Here is a 22,393-nt window from a genome sequence, read left to right on the forward strand (position 1 = left end):
TACTGCCGGTTTTTTTTCATATATAAAAAGCACTGCGAATAAACTATTGTGAGGTGTTGTTTATGCACAATAGGTCTTTTATTCGCGGTGCTTTTATATTAACTATTGCCAATATTATAGACAGAGGCATTGGATTTATCTTTAGAATAATTTTATCAAATATGTTAGGCCCGGAAGGTACGGGTATTTATCAATTAGTTCTTCCTATATATTTTGTTTCAATAACTTTTTTAACCTCTGGTACGATGGCTGTCACTTCTCGCTTTATTTCAGAAGAAAGAGCAAAAGGAAACAAAAAAAATATGTTTAAAATTTTAAAAATTACTTTTTTGATAGTATTGATAATTGCTTTTATCATTTCTTCGTTGCTATTTTTTAATGCTAAGTACGTAGCTGAAAAGTTACTTCACGAACCGAGAGCACTTTTATCAATTCTCATTTTTGCACCGGTGCTTATCATTGTTGCTTCTTCATCAGTGTTTAAGGGTTTTTTTCAAGGAGTTATAAATATGATACCTGCTTCAGTTTCAGAAATTGTTGAACAGATAGTACGGGTATCAACAACTTTATATTTAATACAGCTTTTTACAGGAGCTACACTTGAATATTTAGTAGCGATAGCTATATTTGGCATATCTGCAGGTGAAATTGTCAGTTTTCTTATGTATATACTTTTTTACAGAAGGGAAGTAAAAATTATAAACAAAGAAATACCTTATGATGGAAAAGAATGGGATGCTTTTTCTATAGCAAAAACGTTAGTTATTACTTCCATACCTATAACTTTTTCAAAATTAATTGTAAATGTGTTGGATTTAGCGGAATCTTTAATAATTCCTTCAAGACTTGTTGTCTCAGGTCTCACTCACAGTGAAGCGATGTCTGAATTTGGCAAAATGTTGGGTATGGCAGTACCTCTTGCTTACATGCCAGCAGTTATAACTTCAAGTCTTTCCACTACTGTACTTCCTGCAGTTTCTGAAGCAGCTGCTCTAAAAAAGTGGGATACAGTAAGACTTAGGATTAACCAAGCAATTGGCTATACTACTTTAGTAGCTTTTCCTGCTATAATTTTATTTTTAGCTCTTCCTGAGCAAATTTCTCAGCTTTTGTATCCTTCTTCCCCAGGAGTAGGGGCTTTTGTGAGAGCGATTTCCATGGGAAGTATATTCGCATTTTTAGAAGCGGTGGTGGCTAGCATTCTCCATGGATTAGGAAAGCAAAATGTGGTTTTAAAAAATTCTATTATATGGTTGGGAGTCTGTATTATAGGTATGTATTACTTAACCGCCATGCCACAACTTAAACTTTTTGGATATGTATACAGCTTTATATTTGCCGATGCTCTTATTTTAATGCTAAATATGTTTGAGCTCATAAAAATGACAGGATTAAGAATAGACTATTTAAATTGGTTTATAAAACCGATAACAGCATCAACAATTATGGGAATAATTGTTATAATTATCCACAGTAAATTGTTGACAATTAATGTTAATATGTGGATAAATATTTTTTTATCAATTTTTACAGGAATTCCTGCCTATTTACTGCTTTGCTCTGCGCTGAAACTACCTTATATTGAGGATTTAAGAAAAATAATTTTGTTGAAAAATTAACAATTATAGTATATAATAAAAATAAAACTAAGCCCAAGGGGATTTTCCTGAGGGCGAGGGAGGAGATAAAGTATGATAAAAGAAAAAGCGGATTTTATTGATGATGAAAAGATAAGACAGGATTTGGAAAAGGCTAAAAAAGCGACAAGTAAAGATGCATTAGAAATTATAGAGAAAGCTAAAAAACTAAAAGGCATTACTCCTGAAGAAGCAGCGGTACTTTTAAATGTAGAAGATGAGGATTTGCTCAATGAGATGTTTAAAGTAGCAAGGTATATAAAAGAAGAAATATATGGAAATAGGATTGTAATATTTGCTCCCCTTTATGTAAGTAACTACTGTGTAAACAACTGTAGATATTGTGGTTACAGACATTCTAATGAGCAGGAAAGAAAAAAGCTTACAATGGAAGAAGTGAGAAGAGAAGTTGAGATTTTGGAAGAGATGGGACATAAGAGATTAGCAGTTGAAGCTGGAGAAGACCCTGTAAATTGCCCTATAGATTATATTATCGATGTAATAAAGACGATATACGATACAAAACTTAAAAACGGAAGTATTAGAAGAGTAAATGTCAATATAGCGGCGACTACTGTAGAAAATTACAAAAAACTTAAAAAAGTAGGAATAGGGACTTATATTTTATTCCAAGAAACTTACCATAGGCCTACGTATGAATACATGCATCCACAGGGACCAAAATACGATTACGACTATCATTTGACTGCCATGGACAGGGCTATGGAGGCAGGTATTGACGACGTAGGATTAGGGGTTTTGTATGGGCTTTATGATTACAAATACGAAACTGTTGCAATGCTTTATCATGCGAACCATTTAGAGGAGAAATTTGGAGTTGGGCCACATACTATTTCAGTACCGCGACTTAGACCAGCTCTTAACACTTCAATAGATAAATTTCCATATATTGTATCAGATAAAGACTTTAAAAAATTAGTAGCAGTCATAAGAATGGCAGTGCCCTATACTGGAATGATTTTGTCTACAAGAGAAAAGCCTAAATTTAGAGAAGAAGTAATAAGCATTGGCATTTCTCAGATTAGTGCCGGTTCTTGTACAGGAGTAGGTGGATATCATGAAGAGATATCCAAAAAAGGTGGTTCAAAGCCACAATTTGAGGTAGAAGATAAAAGAAGCCCTAATGAAATTTTAAGGACTTTGTGTGAACAAGGGTATCTTCCAAGTTATTGTACTGCTTGCTACAGAATGGGACGTACAGGAGACAGGTTTATGACCTTTGCGAAATCAGGGCAAATACACAACTTCTGTCTACCTAATGCGATACTAACCTTCAAAGAGTTTTTGATTGATTACGGGGATAAAAAAACTAAGGAAATTGGAGAAAAAGCAATATTGGTAAATTTAGAGAAAATTCCATCAATAACTGTAAGGGAAGAGACAAAGAGAAGACTAAAAAGAATAGAAAATGGAGAAAGAGATCTTTTCTTTTAAACTTAAAACCTCGTGAAAAGGAGGCTTTAGCTTGTTGACAAAATATTATCGTTGTTGGCATTTTGCATAGTTTGCTCCGGTGATATCGCAGACTAAACTAGCGCTCGGCCTCGGGCTCAAGCGGGGTTCCGGGCACATTCGTCATCCTTGACTTAGTGCCCGCCTCCGCCATCACAAGGCTACGGCCCCGCTTTCGCCTCTCAGCCTCGCTAAGTTTCCCGGCACTCAACTGAACGGGCTGGTCTTTTCTCTTATTCTCCTTTTTTAACATTTTCGGTTGAGTGCCGGGCTATCAAGTCGCTACACTTATGCAAAATGCCAACATGTTATATAAAAGGTTTGTCTACAGTTTGAGACCTCGCTTTCACGAGGTCTTATTTTATATATTTTTACAATTAAAAATATGACACAATGCTAATGTCAGAAGATTTACATCTTCTCCTTGTTAATTTAGCGATTAGGTGTATAATATAGACGTAAAAAGAGATACTATTATTAAATTAATGTCACAGAAAAGTGATGATGTAAAATGAATAAGCTAAGTGGGCGCCAGCTGCAAATTTTAAGAAAAATACTGTCCTCTTCAAATACAAGAATGGAAGACATTATGAAAGAATTTGATATAAGCAAAAGGACAGTATACAGAGAAATTGCTTCTATAAATGAATTTGTTAAAAATTACAACTCAAAAATTGTAAATAAAACTGATGGGTTGGTTATAGAAGGCAATGTTGCTGATATTGAGAAGCTAAAGCTGGATATAGTAGGATATCGTTCAGAGTTTGAAACAGAAGAGAGAAGAAAAATGATATTGTCAGAGCTTTTGCAGCTAAATGAGCCTGTTAAATTAGAGTATTTCAGCAAAAAATTTGGCGTTACCACTTCTACAATAAGTTATGACCTTAAAGAGTTGGAAAAGTGGATTGAAAAACAGGGATTAACTTTAATAACAAAGCCGGGTTATGGCGTTTATATATCGGGAAGCGAAAACTCTTTTAGAAAAGCTATAGCTAACTTTTTGTATGAGAATTTTGATACTGCAGATTTGATTGATTTCTTAAAAACAGGATATCTCGCAAAAAACAATATTGAAAAAAACATAGATTTGAGGCTTTTAAACTTAATTGACTACGATACTGTCTTGAAAATAGAAAAGGCAATTTTAAAATTAAAATCGCAAATTGACTATGAAATTGTAGAAAGTTCCTATTTAGGCCTTGTCGTTCACCTTGCCTTGGCTATAAAAAGGCTTCAAAATGGTGAAACTATTGAAATGGGTGAAGACAATTTACAGGAACTTAAAAAAACTAATGAATACAAATTTGCTAAAAAGTTAGCTAAATATTTACAAGAAGAATTGGATATACCTATACCTGAAGATGAGATTGGCTATGTGACAATACACCTTATAGGTGCAAAGTACAGGTCAACTACTCAAAATTACAATGACAAAGACATAGAGATTATTGCCCGGGACATGATAAAGGAAGCAGAAAAAATTTTTGATGTCAGTTTTTCAGAAGATGAGTTTTTGGAAGATGGCTTAAAGAGTCATTTAGTTCCGGCGGTGTACAGATTGGAGATGGGGCTTGACATAAGAAACCCTTTGTTGGAGGATATAAAAACAAAATATCCTTTGCTCTTTGAAAAAAGCAATAGAGTTTGCGATGTTTTGCGAAAAAAATTAAACATGGATATTCCAGAAGATGAAGTTGGATATATTGCTATGCATTTTGGTGCAGCTTTAGAGAGGAAAAAAGAGGCTGCAAAAAGGTACAACATAATGGTGGTATGTGCTAGTGGTATTGGAACATCAAGGATGCTGATGTCAAAACTTCAGATGTTTCCACAAATAAACATAGTGGATGTTACCTCCAGCATAAAACTAAAAGATTTAAAAGTAAGAGATGATATAGACTTAATTGTTTCTACAATACCTCTTGACATAAAAGACAAAAAAGTCGTTGTGGTAAATCCCTTGCTTTTAAAGGAAGATGTAGAAAAGCTAAAAAATGCATTAAATACAGACTTTATTATGGAATATGGAATAAAAAAAGAAGAAGAAGGCAATTTTAAAAAAGAGGCTTTACACATAGCCAATTATGGTAAGAGAATTTTGGAGCTATGCGACACCATAACTTACATGACTGCAAAAGGTGAAAATTCTTCTCAAATAATAGAATATATTCTTAAGAATTTGATAGATGAAAATTTAATTAATGAAAATCAAAAGGAGCAAATAAAAGGAAGACTTTTAAAAAGAGAAAGCTTAGGTAAAATAGTATTACCAAACAAAGGATTTGTTATATACCATTGCACAATTGAAAATATAGATTTTCCATTAGTAGTTGTAGGAAAAGTTATAGAGGAAGTAAAAATGAAAAATCTTGTAGGAGATTATGAAAAGATAAGGACAGCTTTTTTAATGGTAGCACCAGAAGGTGATAGAGAAGGAATTGAAGTTTTGGGAGATTTAAGTATGTCTTTAATTGAAAGAGAAGATTTAGTGAATACTCTTAACGAAGCACAGTCCCAAAAGGAGGTCAAAGAAAAAATAAAAGAAGTTTTATTGAAAAAATTTTATGAAGAAATAAAAAGGATAATTACTTAGGAGATGATCAAAAATGTTTAGCATATCGAGAGTTCAAAGAAAAATATTTTATTTGCTTTTGGGGGTAGTATGGTTTTCTACAGGATTTTATGCCATGTTTCATGATAGCTTCCTTAATGGCTTAAAAATAATGGCTTTTGGAAGTGCCTTTATGTTAATAGTGTTTGCAATACAGACTTATGTCATAAAAATGATACAACTTTATGATAGCAACCTACAAAAACAACATAAAAAGCTTAAAAAGAAAAAAATGAAATAATCTTTGAAAGGAGGTGTTAAAAATGGCAATAAGAGGAGTAATACTCTGCAGCTGGGGAGCAACTTCCAGTGCTCTTGCTAAAAAGGTAACAGATGAAGCTAAAAAGCAAGGATTGGATGTTGTAGTAGATGCCGGCGGTACAGGAGAGTTTAAAAAGAAGGCAGAGGAATACGATGTAGCATTATTAGAACCACAAGTAAGGCATCTCAAAAAAGAAATTGAATCAATCGCTTCTAAATACAATATCCCTGTTGATATAGTCGACATGCAGGCCTTTGCTATGATGGATGGCAAAAAAATATTAAATCAAATAATTGAGCTTGCTAAAAAAAGTGGAAAAGAAGTTTAAGGAGGGAATAAAATGAACGATAGGCTTTCAAACAATTGGTTTATGAAGTGGATGGAAGAATCTTTAATGCCAGTTCTTGCTCGTATAGCACAAAATGTGTATTTGCAGTCAATTAGAGACGCATTTTCAAGCTTTGCTTTGCCTGTGATTTTGACTGGTGCCCTTTTCTTAATTATAGCAAATCCACCAGAGGGAATTAATTGGGCACCTATACATGCATGGGCAAAAGCAGTAAAACCTATTGCAGCTCAAATCATGATACCTTTCCAACTTACTTTTGGGATAATGGCTATGATGGTAGCCTTTGGTACAGCTTATAGCCTTGCTACACGATGGGACCTCGACGAGACGATGACAGGAATTATTTCAATGTTGGCATTTTTTATAACAAGCTTTCCTGCAACAGATGTGACAAAAGTTACTTTTGGAGATGTACTAAATTACCTCGGCGGTCAAGGCTTGTTTGTAGCAATAATAATAGGCATAATTACAGCAATAGTTGTGAGATTCTTTAACAAAAGTGGTTTGGTAATAAAAATGCCTGAAGGTGTACCACCTTATGTGGTAAGAAGCTTCTTAGCATTAGTTCCTATGTTTGTAATGATAGTGTCAGCGTGGATTGTAGAATGGATTGTATGGGCAAACTTCCATATAACATTGCCACAATTGGTGCTTGACTTATTTAAGCCCCTTGTTGCTGCATCAAATAGTTATCCTGCAGCTTTAGCTGAAATAATACTCATGATGCTTTTGTGGTCATTAGGAATTCACGGTATGAATGTTGTTTCCTCAATTGCTTATCCTTTCTGGATGGCTCAATTGGCTGCAAATGCAGAGGCTGCAGCAAAAGGACTGCCTTTACCAGGTATTGTAACTGAACCTTTCTTCCATGTGTTTACCCACTTAGGCGGTTCAGGTACTACATGGCCTTTGACAATAATGTTTTTACTCTCTGCTTCTGCACAACTTAGAACAATTGGAAGAGCTGAGCTTATACCTGCAATATTTAATATAAACGAACCATTGATTTTTGGTGCTCCTATTGTGTTAAATCCAATACTAATTATTCCGTTTATATTAGCTCCAGCAGCTGTTGTAACAATAAATTACTTTGCCTTTGCTGTAAACTTAGTACCCAGACCTTTAATACAATTGCCTTTTACAGTTCCAGTTTTTATAAGCGGATTTTTATCTTCCGGTGGCCATTGGCAAGGAGCTTTGTTGCAGCTGGTAAATTTAATTGTAACAGCGATTATATATTATCCCTTCTTTAAAATGTATGAAGCTCAACTTTTAAAGAACGAAAAAGAAGTAAAAGACCAAGAATAATTTGTGATGGGAGTGAAACTAATGGACTTAGAACAAATAATATACAACTTAGTATTGCATGGAGGAAATGCAAGAGCGGAAGCTTATGAAGCATTGGATGCAGCCGAAAGAGGAGATTTTGAAGAAGCTGAGAAGCATCTTGAAAAAGCAGATGAAGAGTTTTATGAAGGGCATAAATACCAAAATATGCTGACACAAGGAGAGCAAAGTGAAGCTCCTAATTTCCTAGTAATTCATGCTCAAGACCAGCTTATGACAGCTCTTGCTGAAAAAAACTTAATAAAAAGAATGATTGAACTCTATAAAAGAGTCAATCAATTAGAAAAAAGACAAAAATAAACAGCTGCTTACTACCCGGAAATCCGGGTAGTATTTTTTATAATTATACCATCATTTTTCATTTTTGTCATCTACTCTTGCTATTCTAAACAATCCTTTTACTTTGCCTTCTTAAGGGGTGGCAAAGCAAAGCCATGAAATTCACTATCTGATATTGGAAATAATGCCCTTTTGTCTACAATATCACTTACATCTTAATTTTGTATACGTTATAAAAAATCACTTTAAAGTATTGAAATTTGTCTGTGTATTAAGTACAATATATTTGTAAACAATTAATTATTTTTGAAAGAGGGATTGGTTATGTATGAATCCAAAATTAAGGATGAACTGGTAGACCAGTTATTTGAGGCCATTTTAAAACTTAGAAATTTAGAGGAATGTTACAGGTTTTTTGAAGATATTGCTACAATAAATGAAATAAAGGCATTAGCGCAGAGATTGGAAGTTGCAAAAATGCTTGGCCAAAAGAAGACTTACATAGAAATTGCAGAAAAGACAGGAGCAAGTACTGCTACCATAAGCAGAGTAAATAGGGCATTGAATTATGGAGCAAATGGATATAAAATTATATTAGACAGATTAGAAACAGAATCCCGGGACTAAAACCGGGCTTTTTAAATGATTTTTTAAATGATTGAATTGGAGTGAAAAAAATGAACAGCATATTAGGCAGCCTCAACGACAAACAAAGAGAAGCAGTTATGACTACAGAAGGACCTCTTTTGATATTAGCGGGTGCTGGAAGCGGCAAGACTCGCGTTCTAACTCGTAGAATTGCTTATCTTATAAAAGAAAAAAAAGTATCCCCTTCTAACATACTGGCTATCACTTTTACAAATAAAGCGGCAGAAGAAATGAAAACAAGAGTAGAAGATTTATTAGGTTATATAGGTGACCTATGGGTATCTACTTTCCATTCTGCCTGTGTGAGAATTTTAAGGCGAGATATTGACAAAATAGGCTATGACAGAAATTTCGTCATATTTGATACTACTGACCAAAAGGCTTTAATACAAGAATGCCTTAAAGAGCTAAATTTAAGTGAAAAACAGTATCCTGTGAAAACTGTCTTAAATGCTATTTCTTCTGCAAAGGATAAAATGGTAACTCCAGAAGAGTATATTTATGTTTTTGGAAATGAGTATAGAAGTAAGAAAATAAGTGAAATATACAAATTATATCAAAAAAAGTTAAAGAAAAACAATGCCCTTGATTTTGATGACATAATTATAAAAACTATTGAACTTTTTAAGGAAAGTCCCGAAGTTTTAGACTTTTACCAGAGAAAATTTAAATACATAATGGTAGATGAATATCAAGACACAAATATGCCTCAATACCATTTTGTGAATATGTTAGCCCAGAAATACAGAAACTTATGTGTGGTTGGCGATGATGACCAAAGCATATATGGTTGGAGAGGGGCAGATGTAAAAAACATATTAAACTTTGAGAAGGATTATCCTGAGGCTAAAGTTATAAAATTAGAGCAAAACTATCGTTCTACCAAAACAATATTGGAAGCTGCCAATCATGTCATAGATAATAATATAAGAAGGAAGAAAAAGACTTTATGGACAAATAATGAAGAAGGAGAAAGGATAATTCTCTGTGAATTAGAGAATGAGAGGGAAGAGGCGGAATTTGTGATACAGGAAATAATCAACTTAAAAGAAAGAGAAAATAGAAGTTTTAGGGATTTTGCTATTTTATACAGGACAAATGCCCAGTCCCGTGCTTTTGAGGAAGCCTTAATGAGGGTGCGAATTCCTTACAAAGTGGTCGGAGCTTTAAGGTTTTACGACAGAAAAGAAATAAAAGACATAATTGCCTATTTGCGTATACTTGTAAATCCTTATGATGACATATCTTTTAAAAGGATAATAAACGTTCCTAAAAGAGGTATTGGAGCTGCAACCATTGAAGCATTAGAGGCTACAGCTTTGGAGAAAGACACCAGTCTTTTTTTTGCAATAGATGATGCAAAAGTAAGCCAAAGGGCTAAAAATAGCCTTTTAGAATTTAAGGAGTTTATTTTAGAATTAATTGATAAAAAAGATACAATGACTGTCAGTGAAGTAATAAATTACATTTTAGAAGAGACTGGATATATAGAGGAGTTAGAAAAAGAAGAATCAGAGCAAGCAGAGGGAAGAATAGAAAACCTAAATGAGTTTTTAAATGCGGCTTATGAATTTGAAGAGTCTTCAGAGGACAAATCTTTAGAAGCATTTTTGTCCGGGATAACATTGGTTTCTGATATTGACTTGGCTGGAGAGATTGGAGAAAGCGTTGTTCTCATGACTTTACATTCTGCAAAAGGATTAGAGTTTCCAGTAGTCTTTATGGTAGGTATGGAAGAAGGGGTATTTCCTTCTTTTAAGTCATTTACAGATGAATATGAATTAGAAGAGGAAAGACGGCTTTGCTATGTTGGTATTACGAGGTCTAAAGAAAAACTTTATTTGACCTATGCGAGGAGGAGAAATTTATACGGCAAATCTCAGTACAGCTCCTATTCCCGTTTTATAAGCGAAATACCTGAGAGGTTTTTAGTAAGATACCATGAGTTATCAAAGCCAAGAGAAGAGTATAGGCCTGTATCTAGCTATGTAGAAAGGAAAACTTATGAAAAGGCTCAATATAATTTAGGAGATAAAGTGGAGCATAAAATATGGGGGATAGGCACTGTAGTAAAAGTAGAAGGAGAAGAGATTACAGTTGCCTTTCCAAATGTGGGCATAAAAAAGTTAGACTTAAAGTTTGCTCCTATTAAAGCTATTTCTTAAGTTGTGGAGGTTGGATTATGGAGCCAAAAGAAAGGATAAAGGAATTGAGAGAAAAAATAAATTATCACAATTACAGATATTACGTTTTGGACCAACCAGAGATTTCAGACTATGAGTACGATATGCTGATGAGAGAACTTATAGAATTAGAAGAAAAATATCCAGAGTTTAAAACTCCAGACTCTCCATCCCAAAGAGTAGGTGGGGAGCCTTTAAAAGAATTTGAGCCTTTTACGCATGTAGTTCCAATGTTAAGTTTGGCTAATGCTTTTTCTGAGGGAGAACTTAGAGACTTTGACAGAAGAGTAAGAGAGGCAGTGGGAGATGTAGAGTACGTAGTAGAATTAAAAATTGACGGCTTATCTGTGGAACTAATTTATGAAAATGGCATATTTACTGTAGGTTCTACAAGAGGAGACGGGATCGTAGGAGAAAATGTCACACAAAATTTAAAGACTATAAAGTCAATTCCTTTAAGGCTTAAGGATGATGCGAGCCTTGTTGTAAGAGGAGAGGTCTTCATGCCCCGCACTTCTTTTGAAAAATTAAATGAGGAGAGAGAAAAATTAGGGGAAAGCCTTTTTGCAAATCCCAGAAATGCTGCAGCAGGTTCTTTAAGGCAATTAGATCCTAAAGTGACGGCGAAAAGAGATTTAGACATTTTTATTTTTAACCTTCAGAAGATTGAAGGTAGAAAATTTAAAACTCACATAGAGACATTGGAATTTTTGAAAGAACAAGGATTTAAAGTAATACCAATTCATAAAAAATGTAGCAATATAGATGAAGTAATAAAAGAAATAGAAGAGATAAGAAACTTACGAGATAAGCTGCCTTACGACATTGATGGAGCAGTTGTAAAAGTAAATGACCTTGAAAAGAGAGAAATTTTAGGACAGACTGCAAAAGACCCCAGGTGGGCTATTGCTTTTAAATATCCTGCAGAGAGGAAAAAGACAAAAGTCTTGGATATAATAGTTCAAGTAGGAAGGACTGGAGCTCTTACTCCTACAGCTATATTGGAGCCTGTAGCTATTTCAGGTTCAGTTGTGAGCCGAGCTACACTTCATAATGAAGATTACATAAAAGAGAAAGACATAAGGATAGGAGATACGGTAATAGTTCAAAAAGCGGGAGAAATCATTCCTGAAGTAGTAGAAGTGGTAAAAGAAGAGAGGACTGGACAAGAAAGAGAGTTTGTAATGCCAGATAGATGCCCTGAATGCGGTGCTTTAGCTGTGAGGCTTCCGGGGGAGGCTATAAGGCGTTGCACAGGTCTAAATTGTCCTGCACAGCTTCTAAGAGGCATTATCCACTTTGCTTCAAAAGATGCAATGGATATAGAAGGATTGGGGCCAGCTATAATAAATCAGCTTTTGTCAAAAGGTCTAATTCACAACATAGCAGATTTGTATTATCTTAAATACGAAGATTTAATACAATTAGAAAGAATGGGGGACAAATCTGTTAAAAATTTATTAAATGCTATTGAAGAAAGCAAAACAAGAGATTTAGATAGATTGCTCTTTGGCTTGGGTATAAACTTAATAGGCAGTAAAGCTGCCCAAGTGATTGCTGAGCATTTTAAGACAATGGACAATATCATGAAGGCAAAATTTGAAGACTTTACACAGTTGCCTGACATAGGACCTAAGATGGCAAGAAGCATAGTTTCCTTTTTTGCAGAAAAACAAAATGTAGAGATAATTGAAAAACTTAAAAATGCTGGAGTAAACATGAAAAAACTTTCAAAAGGAAAAGTAAGCAACATATTTGAAGGGAAAACTTTTGTTTTGACAGGAACGTTGGAAAATTACACGAGAGAAGAAGCTACCAGAATGATTGAAGAAAGAGGTGGAAAAGTTACAAATTCAGTAAGTAAAAAAACAGATTATATATTAGTAGGTAAAGATCCTGGTTCTAAACTTAAAAAAGCCCAAGAATTAGGAATAAAGATAATTGATGAAAAACAATTTGAAGAAATGCTAAAAGGTGAAAATATTTAAAAACACTACCCTTCAAAAAATATGTTTTTGTGGTAAACTATAAGATGTGAATAATAAAGGAAAGGTGTGGTAACATGGCTATTAGTAGGAGCGAAGTTGAGCATGTGGCTAAACTGGCCCGTCTCAAATTTTCGCAAGAGGAAATAGAAGAGTTTACAGTGCAACTGAGCAAAATTATCGACTATGTAAACAAATTAAACGAATTGGACACTGAAAATGTAGAGCCTACAGCTCATATAGTGCCAATCCATAATGTATTTAGAGAAGACGAAGTAAAGCCTTCAATGGACAGAGACAAAATATTGATGAATGCACCTTATAAAGAGAACGGCTGTTTTAAAGTGCCAAAGATTATAGAATGAGGAGGTACATAAATGGAATTATATAGTTTGACAATTCACGAACTTAGAGAACTTCTCAAAAAGAGAGAAGTCAGCGCTTTGGAAGTGACAAAATCCTATCTTGAAAGAATAAAAGAAGTAGAACCTAAAATAGATGCTCTTATCACAATTACAGAGGATTTTGCCTTGCAAAAAGCAAAAGAGGCAGATGAGAAAATCAAAAAGGGAGAGGACACGGCCCTTACAGGCATTCCTGTCATAATAAAGGACAACATTTCTACTGAGGGAATAAAAACCACTTGTTCTTCTAAGATGCTAGAAAACTATATTCCTCCCTATAATGCCACAGTAGTGGAAAAATTACTAGAAGAAGGAGTGATAATTTTAGGAAAATCCAATTTAGACGAATTTGCAATGGGGTCTTCTACAGAAAATTCCGCTTTTAAAACTACAAAAAATCCTTGGGACTTATCCCGTGTTCCAGGAGGGTCTTCTGGTGGTTCTGCAGCAGCTATAGCGGCAGACGAGGCGGCTTTTGCTTTGGGTTCAGATACAGGTGGTTCTATAAGACAACCAGCTTCTTTATGCGGTGTAGTAGGGATGAAACCTACTTATGGATTGGTGTCAAGATATGGCCTTGTAGCTTTTGCTTCTTCACTTGACCAGATTGGGCCCTTTACAAAAGATGTTACAGACTGTGCTATTGTATTAAATACAATTATAGGGCATGACCCAAAAGACTCTACTTCTTTAAAAATAGACAAGCCTGATTACACTTCTTATCTCAAAGAAGATATTAAAGGTTTGAGGATAGGAGTGGCTAAAGAATTTTTTGGCGAGGGAATAGAAGAAGGGGTAAAAGAAACTGTACAAGAATCCATAAAAGTTTTACAGGATTTAGGAGCAGAAATCATAGATATATCTATTCCTTATGTAGAATATGCTCTTCCAGCTTATTATATAATCGCTTCGGCAGAGGCTAGTTCCAACCTTGCAAGGTATGATGGCATAAGATACGGCCATATTGCAGAAAAATATGAAGATTTGATTGACATGTACATGGTTACGAGAAGCGAAGGATTTGGCAAAGAAGTAAAGAGAAGGATAATGCTAGGGACTTATGCTTTAAGCTCTGGTTATTATGATGCTTATTACAAAAAAGCATTAAAGGTCAGAACTCTCATTAAAAATGACTTTGAAAAAGCTTTTGAAAAATGCGATGTAATAATAGGTCCAACAAGTCCTACTGTAGCTTTTAAAATTGGAGAAAGGGCAAACGACCCGTTAGCCATGTACTTAGCGGATATATACACTGTATCGGTTAACATAGCGGGGCTCCCTGGCATATCCATACCTTGTGGTCTTTCAGATGGCTTACCTGTTGGACTTCAGATAATTGGCAGACATTTTGACGAAGGGAAAATATTAAATGTCGCTTATGCCTTTGAACAAGCTCACAAATTTAATGCTAAACCACAGGCCATAGGAGGTGCAAGATAATGAAGTACGAAGCAGTGATTGGCTTAGAGGTCCATGCCGAACTTTTGACAGAGAGCAAAATCTTTTGTAGCTGTACTACCAAATTTGGCGGTGAACCTAATACCCACGTATGTCCGGTATGTCTTGGACTTCCCGGCACTTTACCAGTTTTAAATAAAAAAGTTGTAGAATATGCTGTAAGAGCGGGACTTGCTTTAAACTGCACAATTGCAAACTTCAGCAAGATGGACAGAAAAAACTACTTTTATCCTGACTTACCCAAAGCTTATCAGATTTCTCAATATGACCTTCCCTTGTGCAGCAACGGGTATGTAGAAATTGAAGTAGATGGGCAGACAAAGAAAATAGGAATAAAGAGGATACACATTGAAGAAGATGCTGGAAAGTTGCTACATGAAAATACAGATGGTTCTTTAGTAGATTACAACCGTGCAGGAGTGCCTCTCATTGAAATAGTTTCTGAACCAGATATGTCTACACCTGAAGAAGCTTATCAATACTTAACAAAATTAAAGAGCATTTTAGAGTACACCGAAGTTTCTGACTGCAAAATGCAGGAAGGTTCTTTAAGAGTTGATACAAATGTGTCTGTGAGGCCTGTGGGAAGTACTGAATTAGGGACAAAAATAGAGCTTAAAAATTTAAACTCTTTTAAAGCTGTTCAAAAGGCGTTGGAATATGAAATAAAAAGACAGATAAAAGTCTTAGAAGAAGGCGGAACAATAGTACAAGAGACAAGAAGATGGAATGAGTCAAAAGGAATTACTGAGCCTATGAGGACAAAAGAGGAAGCTCATGACTACAGGTATTTCCCTGAACCAGATTTAGTTCCAATAATTGTAACAGATGAGTGGAAAGAAGAGATTAGAAAGTCTTTGCCTGAAATGCCACACCACAAGAGAGAAAGATTTATTGCTGAGTACGGTTTGCCTGAATATGATGCTAAAATTATAACTTCTTCAAAGAAAATGGCGGACTTTTTTGAAAAGTGTGCTCTCGAATATGATTCTCCAAAGACTGTAAGCAATTGGCTTATGGGAGAATTTTCTCGCCTCATGAATGAGACAGGGAAAGAAATAGACGAAGTACCCGTAACACCGCAAATGTTAGTAAAGTTGCTTAAATTAATTGATAACGGTGTGATAAGCGGATCCATCGCTAAAACTGTTTTTGAAGAGATGTTTGGTACAGGGAAAGAGCCAGAGGTAATAGTAGAAGAAAAAGGATTGAAACAGATAGCTAATGAGGATGAATTAAGAGAAATTATCAAAAAAGTCATAGCAGAAAATCCTAAATCAGTAGAGGATTACAAAAACGGCAAAGAGAAAGCAATGGGCTTTTTAGTAGGGCAAGTTATGAAGGCGACAAAAGGAAAAGCAAATCCTCAGCTTACTAATCAAATCTTAAAAGAAGAATTGTCGAAATAAGTAGCCTACACAAAGTGTAGGCTACAGTTTGTGTGCGCCCGGCATGGGCGATAGCTAGGCGGTGAAAGTCCGCTGTGGGCTTGGTAGTGGGAACCACTAGCCGAGAGCAAGGGTGTCCATCGTGAGGTGGAATCTGAAGGAAGCTTAAGGCAAAATCTCGGTCTGATGAACAAGAACCAGATAAGAGGCTGAATTGGGATGGATGAGTTTGCACATCAAAACAAAGTCCAACACTACCCGAATCCCATACAGTAAATCTGGCAGATATATGAGATGAAAGCTATTGTTCTTACCCAGGGAGGTCTCAAGGATAAGTCATGGAAGTAAAATATGAAGTGACAACCCATACAGTGATGTATGGCTGAACCTTGAGAAGTCAGCAGAGGTCATAGTACTTATCTAGACATGAATAGATAAGGAAGGACTGAACATTAGGAGGTTTCGGAAATCTTATGAACTCGAGAGATATGCGAAGACTGCAGACAACTCAACAAAGAGGCTATCCGTTGGATAGAGAAAGGGAATTTCAAAAGACAACGGAAGTGCATAGTATATCATCGGCGTCAAGGGATGGAAGAAACGATGTACTAAGAATTGTACATAATTCCTAATGAACCGCCGTATACCGAACGGTACGTACGGTGGTGTGAGAGGACGCTGAATAAAATAATTATTCAGCTCCTACTCGATTGACCAAGTTAAAAAATATTCAAAGGAGATATTTTGCATCGTCGCTCCGATGTTCCAAAGCGACAAAACTAAAGCTCGTCCTTCGGGCTCCGGCAGGGTACCGGGCACAATCGGCATCCATGCCTTAAGGTGCCCGCCTTCGCCATCCATGGCTTCGGCCCTGCCTCCACGCTTGGTCTCGCTAAGTTTTGTTACCGCTTTGTAACAAGTCGCTCCTTATGCAAAATATCTCCTTTACGAAAGTTTGTCTACAGTCTGTAGCCTACACAAAGTGTAGGCTATTTTCTATTTTATTCGCAATAAAATGACAATTACAAGTAAATTTGATTGATTCAATAATTTTCACTGAATTCGTAAAATAATATTGTATATGTAAACATTAGATGATATAATTATGTAAAGCTGTTTTTTCTCGAGATTGCTGAAATATTGCTTATTTGCTGGATTTGTCCGTATTTTATTTTTACTAAACAAATTGATTAATTGTTGAAGGGGTTAAATTTTTTTGTTAATTAGTGAATAGTCAAATAATATTTTATTCTTTTGGATTTGCAATTAGAATAATAAAAAATTCATAAAATTTTAGGAGGAATTTTGTAGATTTTATCTAATATATATAATTGTAGACAAGAAAAATAATTTTAATTTTACTGATAATTTTTATAAGGGCTAAGGGGGGGGAGGTGAGGCATGAAATTGTAATAGAAGGTAAGAGAGATGAAATTTTAAAAAAATATTAATAAGAGGGGGGTTTTTGATGAGAAAAAGAATTTTAGTATTAGCATTAGCTGTTTTATTTATTTTATCTTCGGTGCTTTTTGTAGGATGTTCAAAACAATCAACGTCTCCAACTGATAAATCTTCTGAATCTCAACCTGCAGATGAACAAGTATTGAATATTAACTTAGGGGAAGAACCACCAAACCTTGACCCACAACTGGCGACAGATACTGTGTCTTTTGATATTTTGAATGCTACATTAGAAGGTCTAGTTAGACTAAATAAAGATGGCAGAGTGGAAAAAGGTTCTGGACTTGCTTTGGATTGGGAGATTTCAGATGATGGATTGAGATATGTTTTCCATCTAAGAGATGCTAAATGGAGTGATGGCACTCCTATAACTGCTCATGACTTTGAATACGCGTGGAAGAGAGCCCTTGCTCCAGAAACAGCTTCACAGTACGCATATATGCTTTACTACATTAAAAATGCTGAGGCATATAATAGTGGCAAAGCAAAAGCTGAGGATGTGGGAGTAAAAGCCCTTGATGATAAAACATTGGAAGTCATCCTTGAAAAACCAGCTCCTCAATTTTTAGGGTTAACATCTTTTATCACGTATTTGCCAGCGCAAAAAGCTGCTGTTGAAAAATATGGAGACAAATATGGTTCCTCACCAGATACAATGGTTTATTCCGGGCCATTCATAGTAAAAGAATGGAACCATGAACAAAACATTGTTCTTGAAAAAAATCCAAATTACTGGGATAAAGACAATGTAAAGCTGGAAAGAATAAATATGGATATGTTAAAAGATGAAAATGCCATTGTTCAAAAATACGAAGCAGGAGAATATGATAGTATAGGTGTACCAGGACAATATATTGACAAATACAAAGACGATCCCAATTTCCATCAAATGGCAACGGCTACAACGTGGTATTTACAATTCAATAATAAGAGCAAAATATTCTCAAATGTTAACATGAGAAAAGCTTTCACATATGCAGTAGATAGAAAAGCTTTTGTGGATAACATCCTCAAGAATGGTTCAATACCTGCTCTTTCATTTGTTCCACCAGGAATACCTGGTGAAAAAGAAGAGTTTAGAAAAGAAGGCGGAGATTTCTTTAAAGACAATGATGTAGCTAAGGCAAAAGAGCTTCTTGCAAAAGGAATGCAAGAATTGGGAATCGACAAGCTTCCAAAGATAAAATTTGTAGGTGGAGATAGTGACGCTGCTAAAAAGCATACACAGGCATTGCAGGAATTCTGGAACAAAAACTTGGGTGTAAGTGTTGATATTGTAAATGTCGCGTTTAAAGTGAGACTTGATATGATGGACAAAGGAGATTATGACATAGTATACGCTGGTTGGGCGGCTGACTACAATGATCCAATGACGTTTATGGACCTTTGGGTAACAGGTGGTGGAAACAACACAGCCTTCTACAGCAATCCGAAGTACGATGAACTCATAAAAAAGGCTAACTCTACAAATGACAATGCAGTTAGAATGCAAGCAATGCATGAAGCAGAAAAAATATTGATGGAAGACATGCCAATTGGTCCGCTTTACTTTGCAGGAAGAGCCTATCTGCAAAGACCATATGTAAAGGATTGGGTAAGATTCCCAGTTGGTGTTGACAACGAATGGAAATGGACATATATTGAGGGAAAGAATAAATAAAGGAAAATACAATTGACAAAAAAGGCATAAAGACCAGGTCTTGAAGGGCCTGGTCTTTACAATTTAACGGTAAATTTAAATATTAAGAATAAACATACTTATAATACAATTAAACAAAAAGTTTAAAATATACAAATAATTTGCTTGATTTAAAAAAAATTAAGGTGGATAATAATTAAGGCAGGAGGGGATGAATTTAATTATATAAAACTTTAATGTAATAAAATTGAATAAAAATAGTAATTTTGTTTACGCATTTAAATTTTGATATAATGTTTACAAAAAAATTTTAAACATTAAACAAAAATTGAAGGATTTTTTAAATTTTTGTTTAATTATATAATATATAAAGAAAAGCTTTTCTCGAGTGTTTAAATTTGTATATTGATTATCATCGCCAAATGATATAAAATGTATATATCATTTATAAGCAATATACGATTTTCAAATGCCCACTTCACTAAGGAGGTGAAGTAAAGAGAGATAAAACGCGCTTTTTATATTTTGAGGGGGGTCAAGTTGTTTTAAATTTTATTTTACAGAAAATAGGAGGAGATGTAAATGTTGAAACACAAAAGAGTTATAGTAACATTGCTTTCTCTAGTATTAGTCTTAAGCGCACTATTGGCAGGTTGCAGTGGGCAAAGTAAAACTGCTACAAGTACAACTTCTACAAATACTCAGAGTGAACAAGTTTTGAATTTAAATTTAGGTGATGAACCACCAACACTGGACCCTCAAAAAACTACAGATGAAGTTTCTATTACAATTTTAAATGACGTGCTAGAAGGACTTGTAAGATACAACAAAGACGGAAAGATTGAGAAAGGTTCAGGCCTTGCAAAAGATTGGACAATATCAGAGGATGGGCTCACCTATACCTTCTATTTAAGAGATGCTAAATGGAGTGACGGCAATCCTATAACAGCTTATGACTTTGAATATGCGTGGAAAAGAGCTCTTGACCCTAATACAGGTTCTCAATATGCTTATCAATTGTATTATATTAAGGGGGCAGAAGAATATAACTCTGGCAAAGGCAGTGCTGACCAAGTAGGGGTTAAGGCTTTAGATGATAAGACTTTGCAAGTTACTTTGAAAGCACCAGCACCTCAATTTTTAGGATTGACTTCTTTTGTAACTTATATGCCTCTTGAAAAAGCAATATATGAAAAATATGGAGATAAAGTTGGCTCTGATCCCAACACTATGGTATACAGTGGCCCATTTATAGTAAAAGAATGGAACCATGAACAAAACATTGTCCTTGAAAAAACCCATATTATTGGGATAAAGATAATGTAAAACTTCAAACAATTAATTTCAGTATGATAAAGGACAATAACTCTCTGGTGCAAAACTATGATACGGGAGCTCTTGATTCTATCTTTATTCCTGGAGACTATATAGATAAATATAAAGATTCACCTGAATATCACAACTATGCACTTGCGACTGTTTGGTATTTGCAATTCAATAATAAAGATAAAATATTTAAAAATGCTAGTATAAGAAAGGCATTTACTCTTTCAATAAATAGAGAGCTTTTTGTAAAAGAAGTTGCTAAAAATGGTTCTATACCAGCAGAAGCCATTGTTCCGCCTGGAATTCCTGGTTACAACGGAGATTTTAGGAGTGAAGCTGGACCAGGATATTTCAAAGACAATGATGTGGCACAAGCAAAAGAATACTTGCAAAAAGGCTTACAAGAGCTGGGCCTTAGCAAACTCCCTAACATTAAGTTCTTAACGGGTGATACAGATACTGCTAAAAAATACGCTGTAGCTTTACAACAAATGTGGAATCAAGCTCTTGGAGTGCAAGTTGAGATTCAAAGCGTAGCATTTAAAGTAAGACTTGACATGATGGACAAAGGAGATTATCAAATAGTTCTTGCTGGTTGGGGGGCTGACTACAACGATCCAATGACCTTCCTCGATATGTGGGAGACAAACAATGGTAATAACACAGCTTTCTACAGCAATCCAAATTACGATAAACTCATAGAAGAAGCAAAAGTAAATGGTGATTTGAAAGCAAGAAATGAACAAATGATTCAAGCAGAAAAAATCTTAATGGAAGATATGCCAATTGGTCCATTGTGGTTCCAAGCAAGGGCATATGTGGTAAAACCGTATGTAAAGAATCTTTACTTCCCAACATTTGGCCCTGATTGGGAGATGAAATGGACTTACATTGAGGGAAAATAAATAAAAAATAAAGAAAGAATGATTTAGAATAAATGCGAATATATATGGCATAGGCCATATATATTCGCTGTATATTTACATCAAACGCCATTGGAGGTGTAAAAATTTGCTAAGATATACTTTAGAACGAACGATATATATGATTATAACTTTGTGGGTCATTGTTACTTTAACATTTTTCTTAATGCACATGATTCCTGGGGATCCTTTTACAAGCGAAAAAAGAGTCCCAGAGCAGATAAGGCAAAACATGCTGGCTAAGTATCACTTGGATAAACCTTTAATTGTCCAATATGGATATTACCTAAAAAATTTGTTACATGGCGATTTAGGCATTTCATTAAAATATTTGAACAGAACGGTAAATGAAATTATAGCAAACGGTTTTCCGGCCTCTTTTCAAATAGGAATGCAATCAATAATAATAGGAGTATTTTTAGGATTGATTCTTGGAATTGTGGCGGCATTAAACAGAAATGGCTTTTGGGATTATGTTTCAATGATTTTGGCTATTATAGGAAGGTCTGTCCCTAATTTTATTATTGCTACATTGTTGCAGTATTGGATAGCTTCAAAATTAAGATGGCTTCCTGTGTCAGGATGGGGAACTTTTGCTCATACTATACTTCCTTCAATAGCGCTTTCTTTTGCTTCATTGTCAATAATTTCTCGTTTAATGAGGGCAAGTATGCTTGATGTAATTGGACAGGACTATATAAAGACTGCTAAATCAAAAGGGCTTTCTTCTTTTGAGATTATTTGGAGGCATATGATAAGAAATGCCATTTTGCCAGTAATAACGGTATTGGGACCATTGATTGCAGGAATCGTTACAGGTACTTTTGTCGTTGAAAGAATATTTGGCATACCAGGTCTTGGTAAATATTTTGTGCAGAGTATATATAACAACGACTATACTATGATATTGGGAACGACTATTTTCTACAGTGCTATCCTTGTATTCCTAGTATTCCTTGTAGATATAACATACGGTTTAATTGATCCAAGAATAAGACTTGCTAAGGGAGGTAAATAACG

The 22,393-nt window shown here is 34.9% G+C and carries 17 protein-coding genes and 1 pseudogene; 17 read left to right on the forward strand and 1 reads right to left on the reverse strand.

Annotated features, from left to right (window positions below):
* Window positions 1-62 precede the first annotated feature (62 nt).
* The 14 genes from spoVB (at window position 63) to THEWI_RS14135 (ending at window position 16,656) form a co-directional block, all read left to right on the forward strand.
* Entirely contained in the window at window positions 63-1,619 is a 1,557-nt protein-coding gene (gene spoVB, locus THEWI_RS03355) for a stage V sporulation protein B (protein WP_014062447.1), read from the forward strand.
* Window positions 1,620-1,691: 72 nt separating this feature from the next.
* Window positions 1,692-3,092 (forward strand): [FeFe] hydrogenase H-cluster radical SAM maturase HydG, encoded by a 1,401-nt coding sequence (hydG, locus tag THEWI_RS03360; RefSeq protein WP_014062448.1) that lies wholly within the window; start codon window positions 1,692-1,694, stop codon window positions 3,090-3,092.
* Window positions 3,093-3,621: 529 nt separating this feature from the next.
* Window positions 3,622-5,703: a BglG family transcription antiterminator gene (locus THEWI_RS03365; protein ID WP_014062449.1), complete on the forward strand. Its 2,082-nt coding sequence runs from the start codon at window positions 3,622-3,624 to the stop codon at window positions 5,701-5,703.
* 13 nt (window positions 5,704-5,716) lie between these two features.
* Window positions 5,717-5,962, forward strand: coding sequence for a hypothetical protein (locus tag THEWI_RS03370; RefSeq protein ID WP_003870492.1), 246 nt, complete (start codon window positions 5,717-5,719; stop codon window positions 5,960-5,962).
* Window positions 5,963-5,984: 22 nt separating this feature from the next.
* Window positions 5,985-6,311: a PTS sugar transporter subunit IIB gene (locus tag THEWI_RS03375; protein ID WP_003870491.1), complete on the forward strand. Its 327-nt coding sequence runs from the start codon at window positions 5,985-5,987 to the stop codon at window positions 6,309-6,311.
* Window positions 6,312-6,323: 12 nt separating this feature from the next.
* A complete protein-coding gene (locus tag THEWI_RS03380) occupies window positions 6,324-7,640 on the forward strand; it encodes a PTS sugar transporter subunit IIC (RefSeq protein WP_014062450.1) in 1,317 nt (438 codons plus the stop codon).
* Window positions 7,641-7,661: 21 nt separating this feature from the next.
* The gene (locus tag THEWI_RS03385; RefSeq protein ID WP_003870489.1) at window positions 7,662-7,979 is read left to right on the forward strand and encodes a PTS sugar transporter subunit IIA; all 318 of its coding nucleotides are present in this window, start codon (window positions 7,662-7,664) and stop codon (window positions 7,977-7,979) included.
* 303 nt (window positions 7,980-8,282) lie between these two features.
* Window positions 8,283-8,585, forward strand: coding sequence for a YerC/YecD family TrpR-related protein (locus tag THEWI_RS03390; protein WP_014062451.1), 303 nt, complete (start codon window positions 8,283-8,285; stop codon window positions 8,583-8,585).
* 50 nt (window positions 8,586-8,635) lie between these two features.
* Entirely contained in the window at window positions 8,636-10,771 is a 2,136-nt protein-coding gene (pcrA, locus tag THEWI_RS03395) for a DNA helicase PcrA (protein WP_014062452.1), read from the forward strand.
* Between the two features lie 17 nt (window positions 10,772-10,788).
* Window positions 10,789-12,777, forward strand: a complete 1,989-nt coding sequence (gene ligA, locus THEWI_RS03400; protein ID WP_014062453.1) for an NAD-dependent DNA ligase LigA — start codon at window positions 10,789-10,791, stop codon at window positions 12,775-12,777.
* Window positions 12,778-12,851: 74 nt separating this feature from the next.
* A complete protein-coding gene (gene gatC, locus THEWI_RS03405; protein WP_003868770.1) occupies window positions 12,852-13,139 on the forward strand; it encodes an Asp-tRNA(Asn)/Glu-tRNA(Gln) amidotransferase subunit GatC in 288 nt (95 codons plus the stop codon).
* A 12-nt stretch (window positions 13,140-13,151) separates the two neighbouring features.
* On the forward strand, window positions 13,152-14,618 hold the full coding sequence (gatA, locus tag THEWI_RS03410) for an Asp-tRNA(Asn)/Glu-tRNA(Gln) amidotransferase subunit GatA (protein ID WP_014062454.1): 1,467 nt from the start codon (window positions 13,152-13,154) through the stop codon (window positions 14,616-14,618).
* Window positions 14,618-16,045 carry an Asp-tRNA(Asn)/Glu-tRNA(Gln) amidotransferase subunit GatB gene (gene gatB / locus THEWI_RS03415; protein ID WP_014062455.1) on the forward strand — a complete coding sequence of 476 codons (1,428 nt, stop codon included), beginning with the start codon at window positions 14,618-14,620 and terminating at the stop codon, window positions 16,043-16,045. Before gatA ends, gatB begins: the two co-directional genes overlap by 1 nt.
* Before the next feature lie 452 nt (window positions 16,046-16,497).
* On the forward strand, window positions 16,498-16,656 hold the full coding sequence (locus tag THEWI_RS14135; RefSeq protein ID WP_014062067.1) for a hypothetical protein: 159 nt from the start codon (window positions 16,498-16,500) through the stop codon (window positions 16,654-16,656).
* Between the two features lie 70 nt (window positions 16,657-16,726).
* Here THEWI_RS14135 and THEWI_RS14345 read toward each other — a convergent pair whose 3' ends face one another.
* Complete coding sequence (locus THEWI_RS14345) at window positions 16,727-16,885, reverse strand: hypothetical protein (RefSeq protein WP_167535740.1); 159 nt, start codon at window positions 16,883-16,885, stop codon at window positions 16,727-16,729.
* A 607-nt stretch (window positions 16,886-17,492) separates the two neighbouring features.
* On the opposite strand from THEWI_RS14345, the gene THEWI_RS03425 reads away from it, so the two are divergent.
* The 3 genes and pseudogenes from THEWI_RS03425 to THEWI_RS03435 all read left to right on the forward strand — a co-directional run bounded on the left by THEWI_RS03425 (window position 17,493) and on the right by THEWI_RS03435 (window position 22,391).
* Complete coding sequence (locus THEWI_RS03425; RefSeq protein ID WP_004405405.1) at window positions 17,493-19,145, forward strand: peptide ABC transporter substrate-binding protein; 1,653 nt, start codon at window positions 17,493-17,495, stop codon at window positions 19,143-19,145.
* A gap of 561 nt (window positions 19,146-19,706) precedes the next feature.
* A pseudogene (locus THEWI_RS03430) lies at window positions 19,707-21,355 on the forward strand (peptide ABC transporter substrate-binding protein).
* 106 nt (window positions 21,356-21,461) lie between these two features.
* Window positions 21,462-22,391: an ABC transporter permease gene (locus THEWI_RS03435; protein ID WP_014062457.1), complete on the forward strand. Its 930-nt coding sequence runs from the start codon at window positions 21,462-21,464 to the stop codon at window positions 22,389-22,391.
* Window positions 22,392-22,393 lie beyond the last annotated feature (2 nt).

It is taken from the genome of Thermoanaerobacter wiegelii Rt8.B1, assembly GCF_000147695.2.
GTDB lineage: Bacteria > Bacillota > Thermoanaerobacteria > Thermoanaerobacterales > Thermoanaerobacteraceae > Thermoanaerobacter > Thermoanaerobacter ethanolicus.

Excerpts from the sequence above, each read along its gene's own strand:
- spoVB (WP_014062447.1), top strand. The coding sequence starts at position 63 with ATGCACAATAGGTCTTTTATTCGCGGTGCTTTTATATTAACTATTGCC.
- hydG (WP_014062448.1), top strand. The coding sequence starts at position 1,692 with ATGATAAAAGAAAAAGCGGATTTTATTGATGATGAAAAGATAAGACAG.
- THEWI_RS03365 (WP_014062449.1), top strand. The coding sequence starts at position 3,622 with ATGAATAAGCTAAGTGGGCGCCAGCTGCAAATTTTAAGAAAAATACTG.
- THEWI_RS03370 (WP_003870492.1), top strand. The coding sequence starts at position 5,717 with ATGTTTAGCATATCGAGAGTTCAAAGAAAAATATTTTATTTGCTTTTG.
- THEWI_RS03375 (WP_003870491.1), top strand. The coding sequence starts at position 5,985 with ATGGCAATAAGAGGAGTAATACTCTGCAGCTGGGGAGCAACTTCCAGT.
- THEWI_RS03380 (WP_014062450.1), top strand. The coding sequence starts at position 6,324 with ATGAACGATAGGCTTTCAAACAATTGGTTTATGAAGTGGATGGAAGAA.
- THEWI_RS03385 (WP_003870489.1), top strand. The coding sequence starts at position 7,662 with ATGGACTTAGAACAAATAATATACAACTTAGTATTGCATGGAGGAAAT.
- THEWI_RS03390 (WP_014062451.1), top strand. The coding sequence starts at position 8,283 with ATGTATGAATCCAAAATTAAGGATGAACTGGTAGACCAGTTATTTGAG.
- pcrA (WP_014062452.1), top strand. The coding sequence starts at position 8,636 with ATGAACAGCATATTAGGCAGCCTCAACGACAAACAAAGAGAAGCAGTT.
- ligA (WP_014062453.1), top strand. The coding sequence starts at position 10,789 with ATGGAGCCAAAAGAAAGGATAAAGGAATTGAGAGAAAAAATAAATTAT.
- gatC (WP_003868770.1), top strand. The coding sequence starts at position 12,852 with ATGGCTATTAGTAGGAGCGAAGTTGAGCATGTGGCTAAACTGGCCCGT.
- gatA (WP_014062454.1), top strand. The coding sequence starts at position 13,152 with ATGGAATTATATAGTTTGACAATTCACGAACTTAGAGAACTTCTCAAA.
- gatB (WP_014062455.1), top strand. The coding sequence starts at position 14,618 with ATGAAGTACGAAGCAGTGATTGGCTTAGAGGTCCATGCCGAACTTTTG.
- THEWI_RS14135 (WP_014062067.1), top strand. The coding sequence starts at position 16,498 with ATGAACTCGAGAGATATGCGAAGACTGCAGACAACTCAACAAAGAGGC.
- THEWI_RS14345 (WP_167535740.1), bottom strand. The coding sequence starts at position 16,885 with ATGGATGGCGAAGGCGGGCACCTTAAGGCATGGATGCCGATTGTGCCC.
- THEWI_RS03425 (WP_004405405.1), top strand. The coding sequence starts at position 17,493 with ATGAGAAAAAGAATTTTAGTATTAGCATTAGCTGTTTTATTTATTTTA.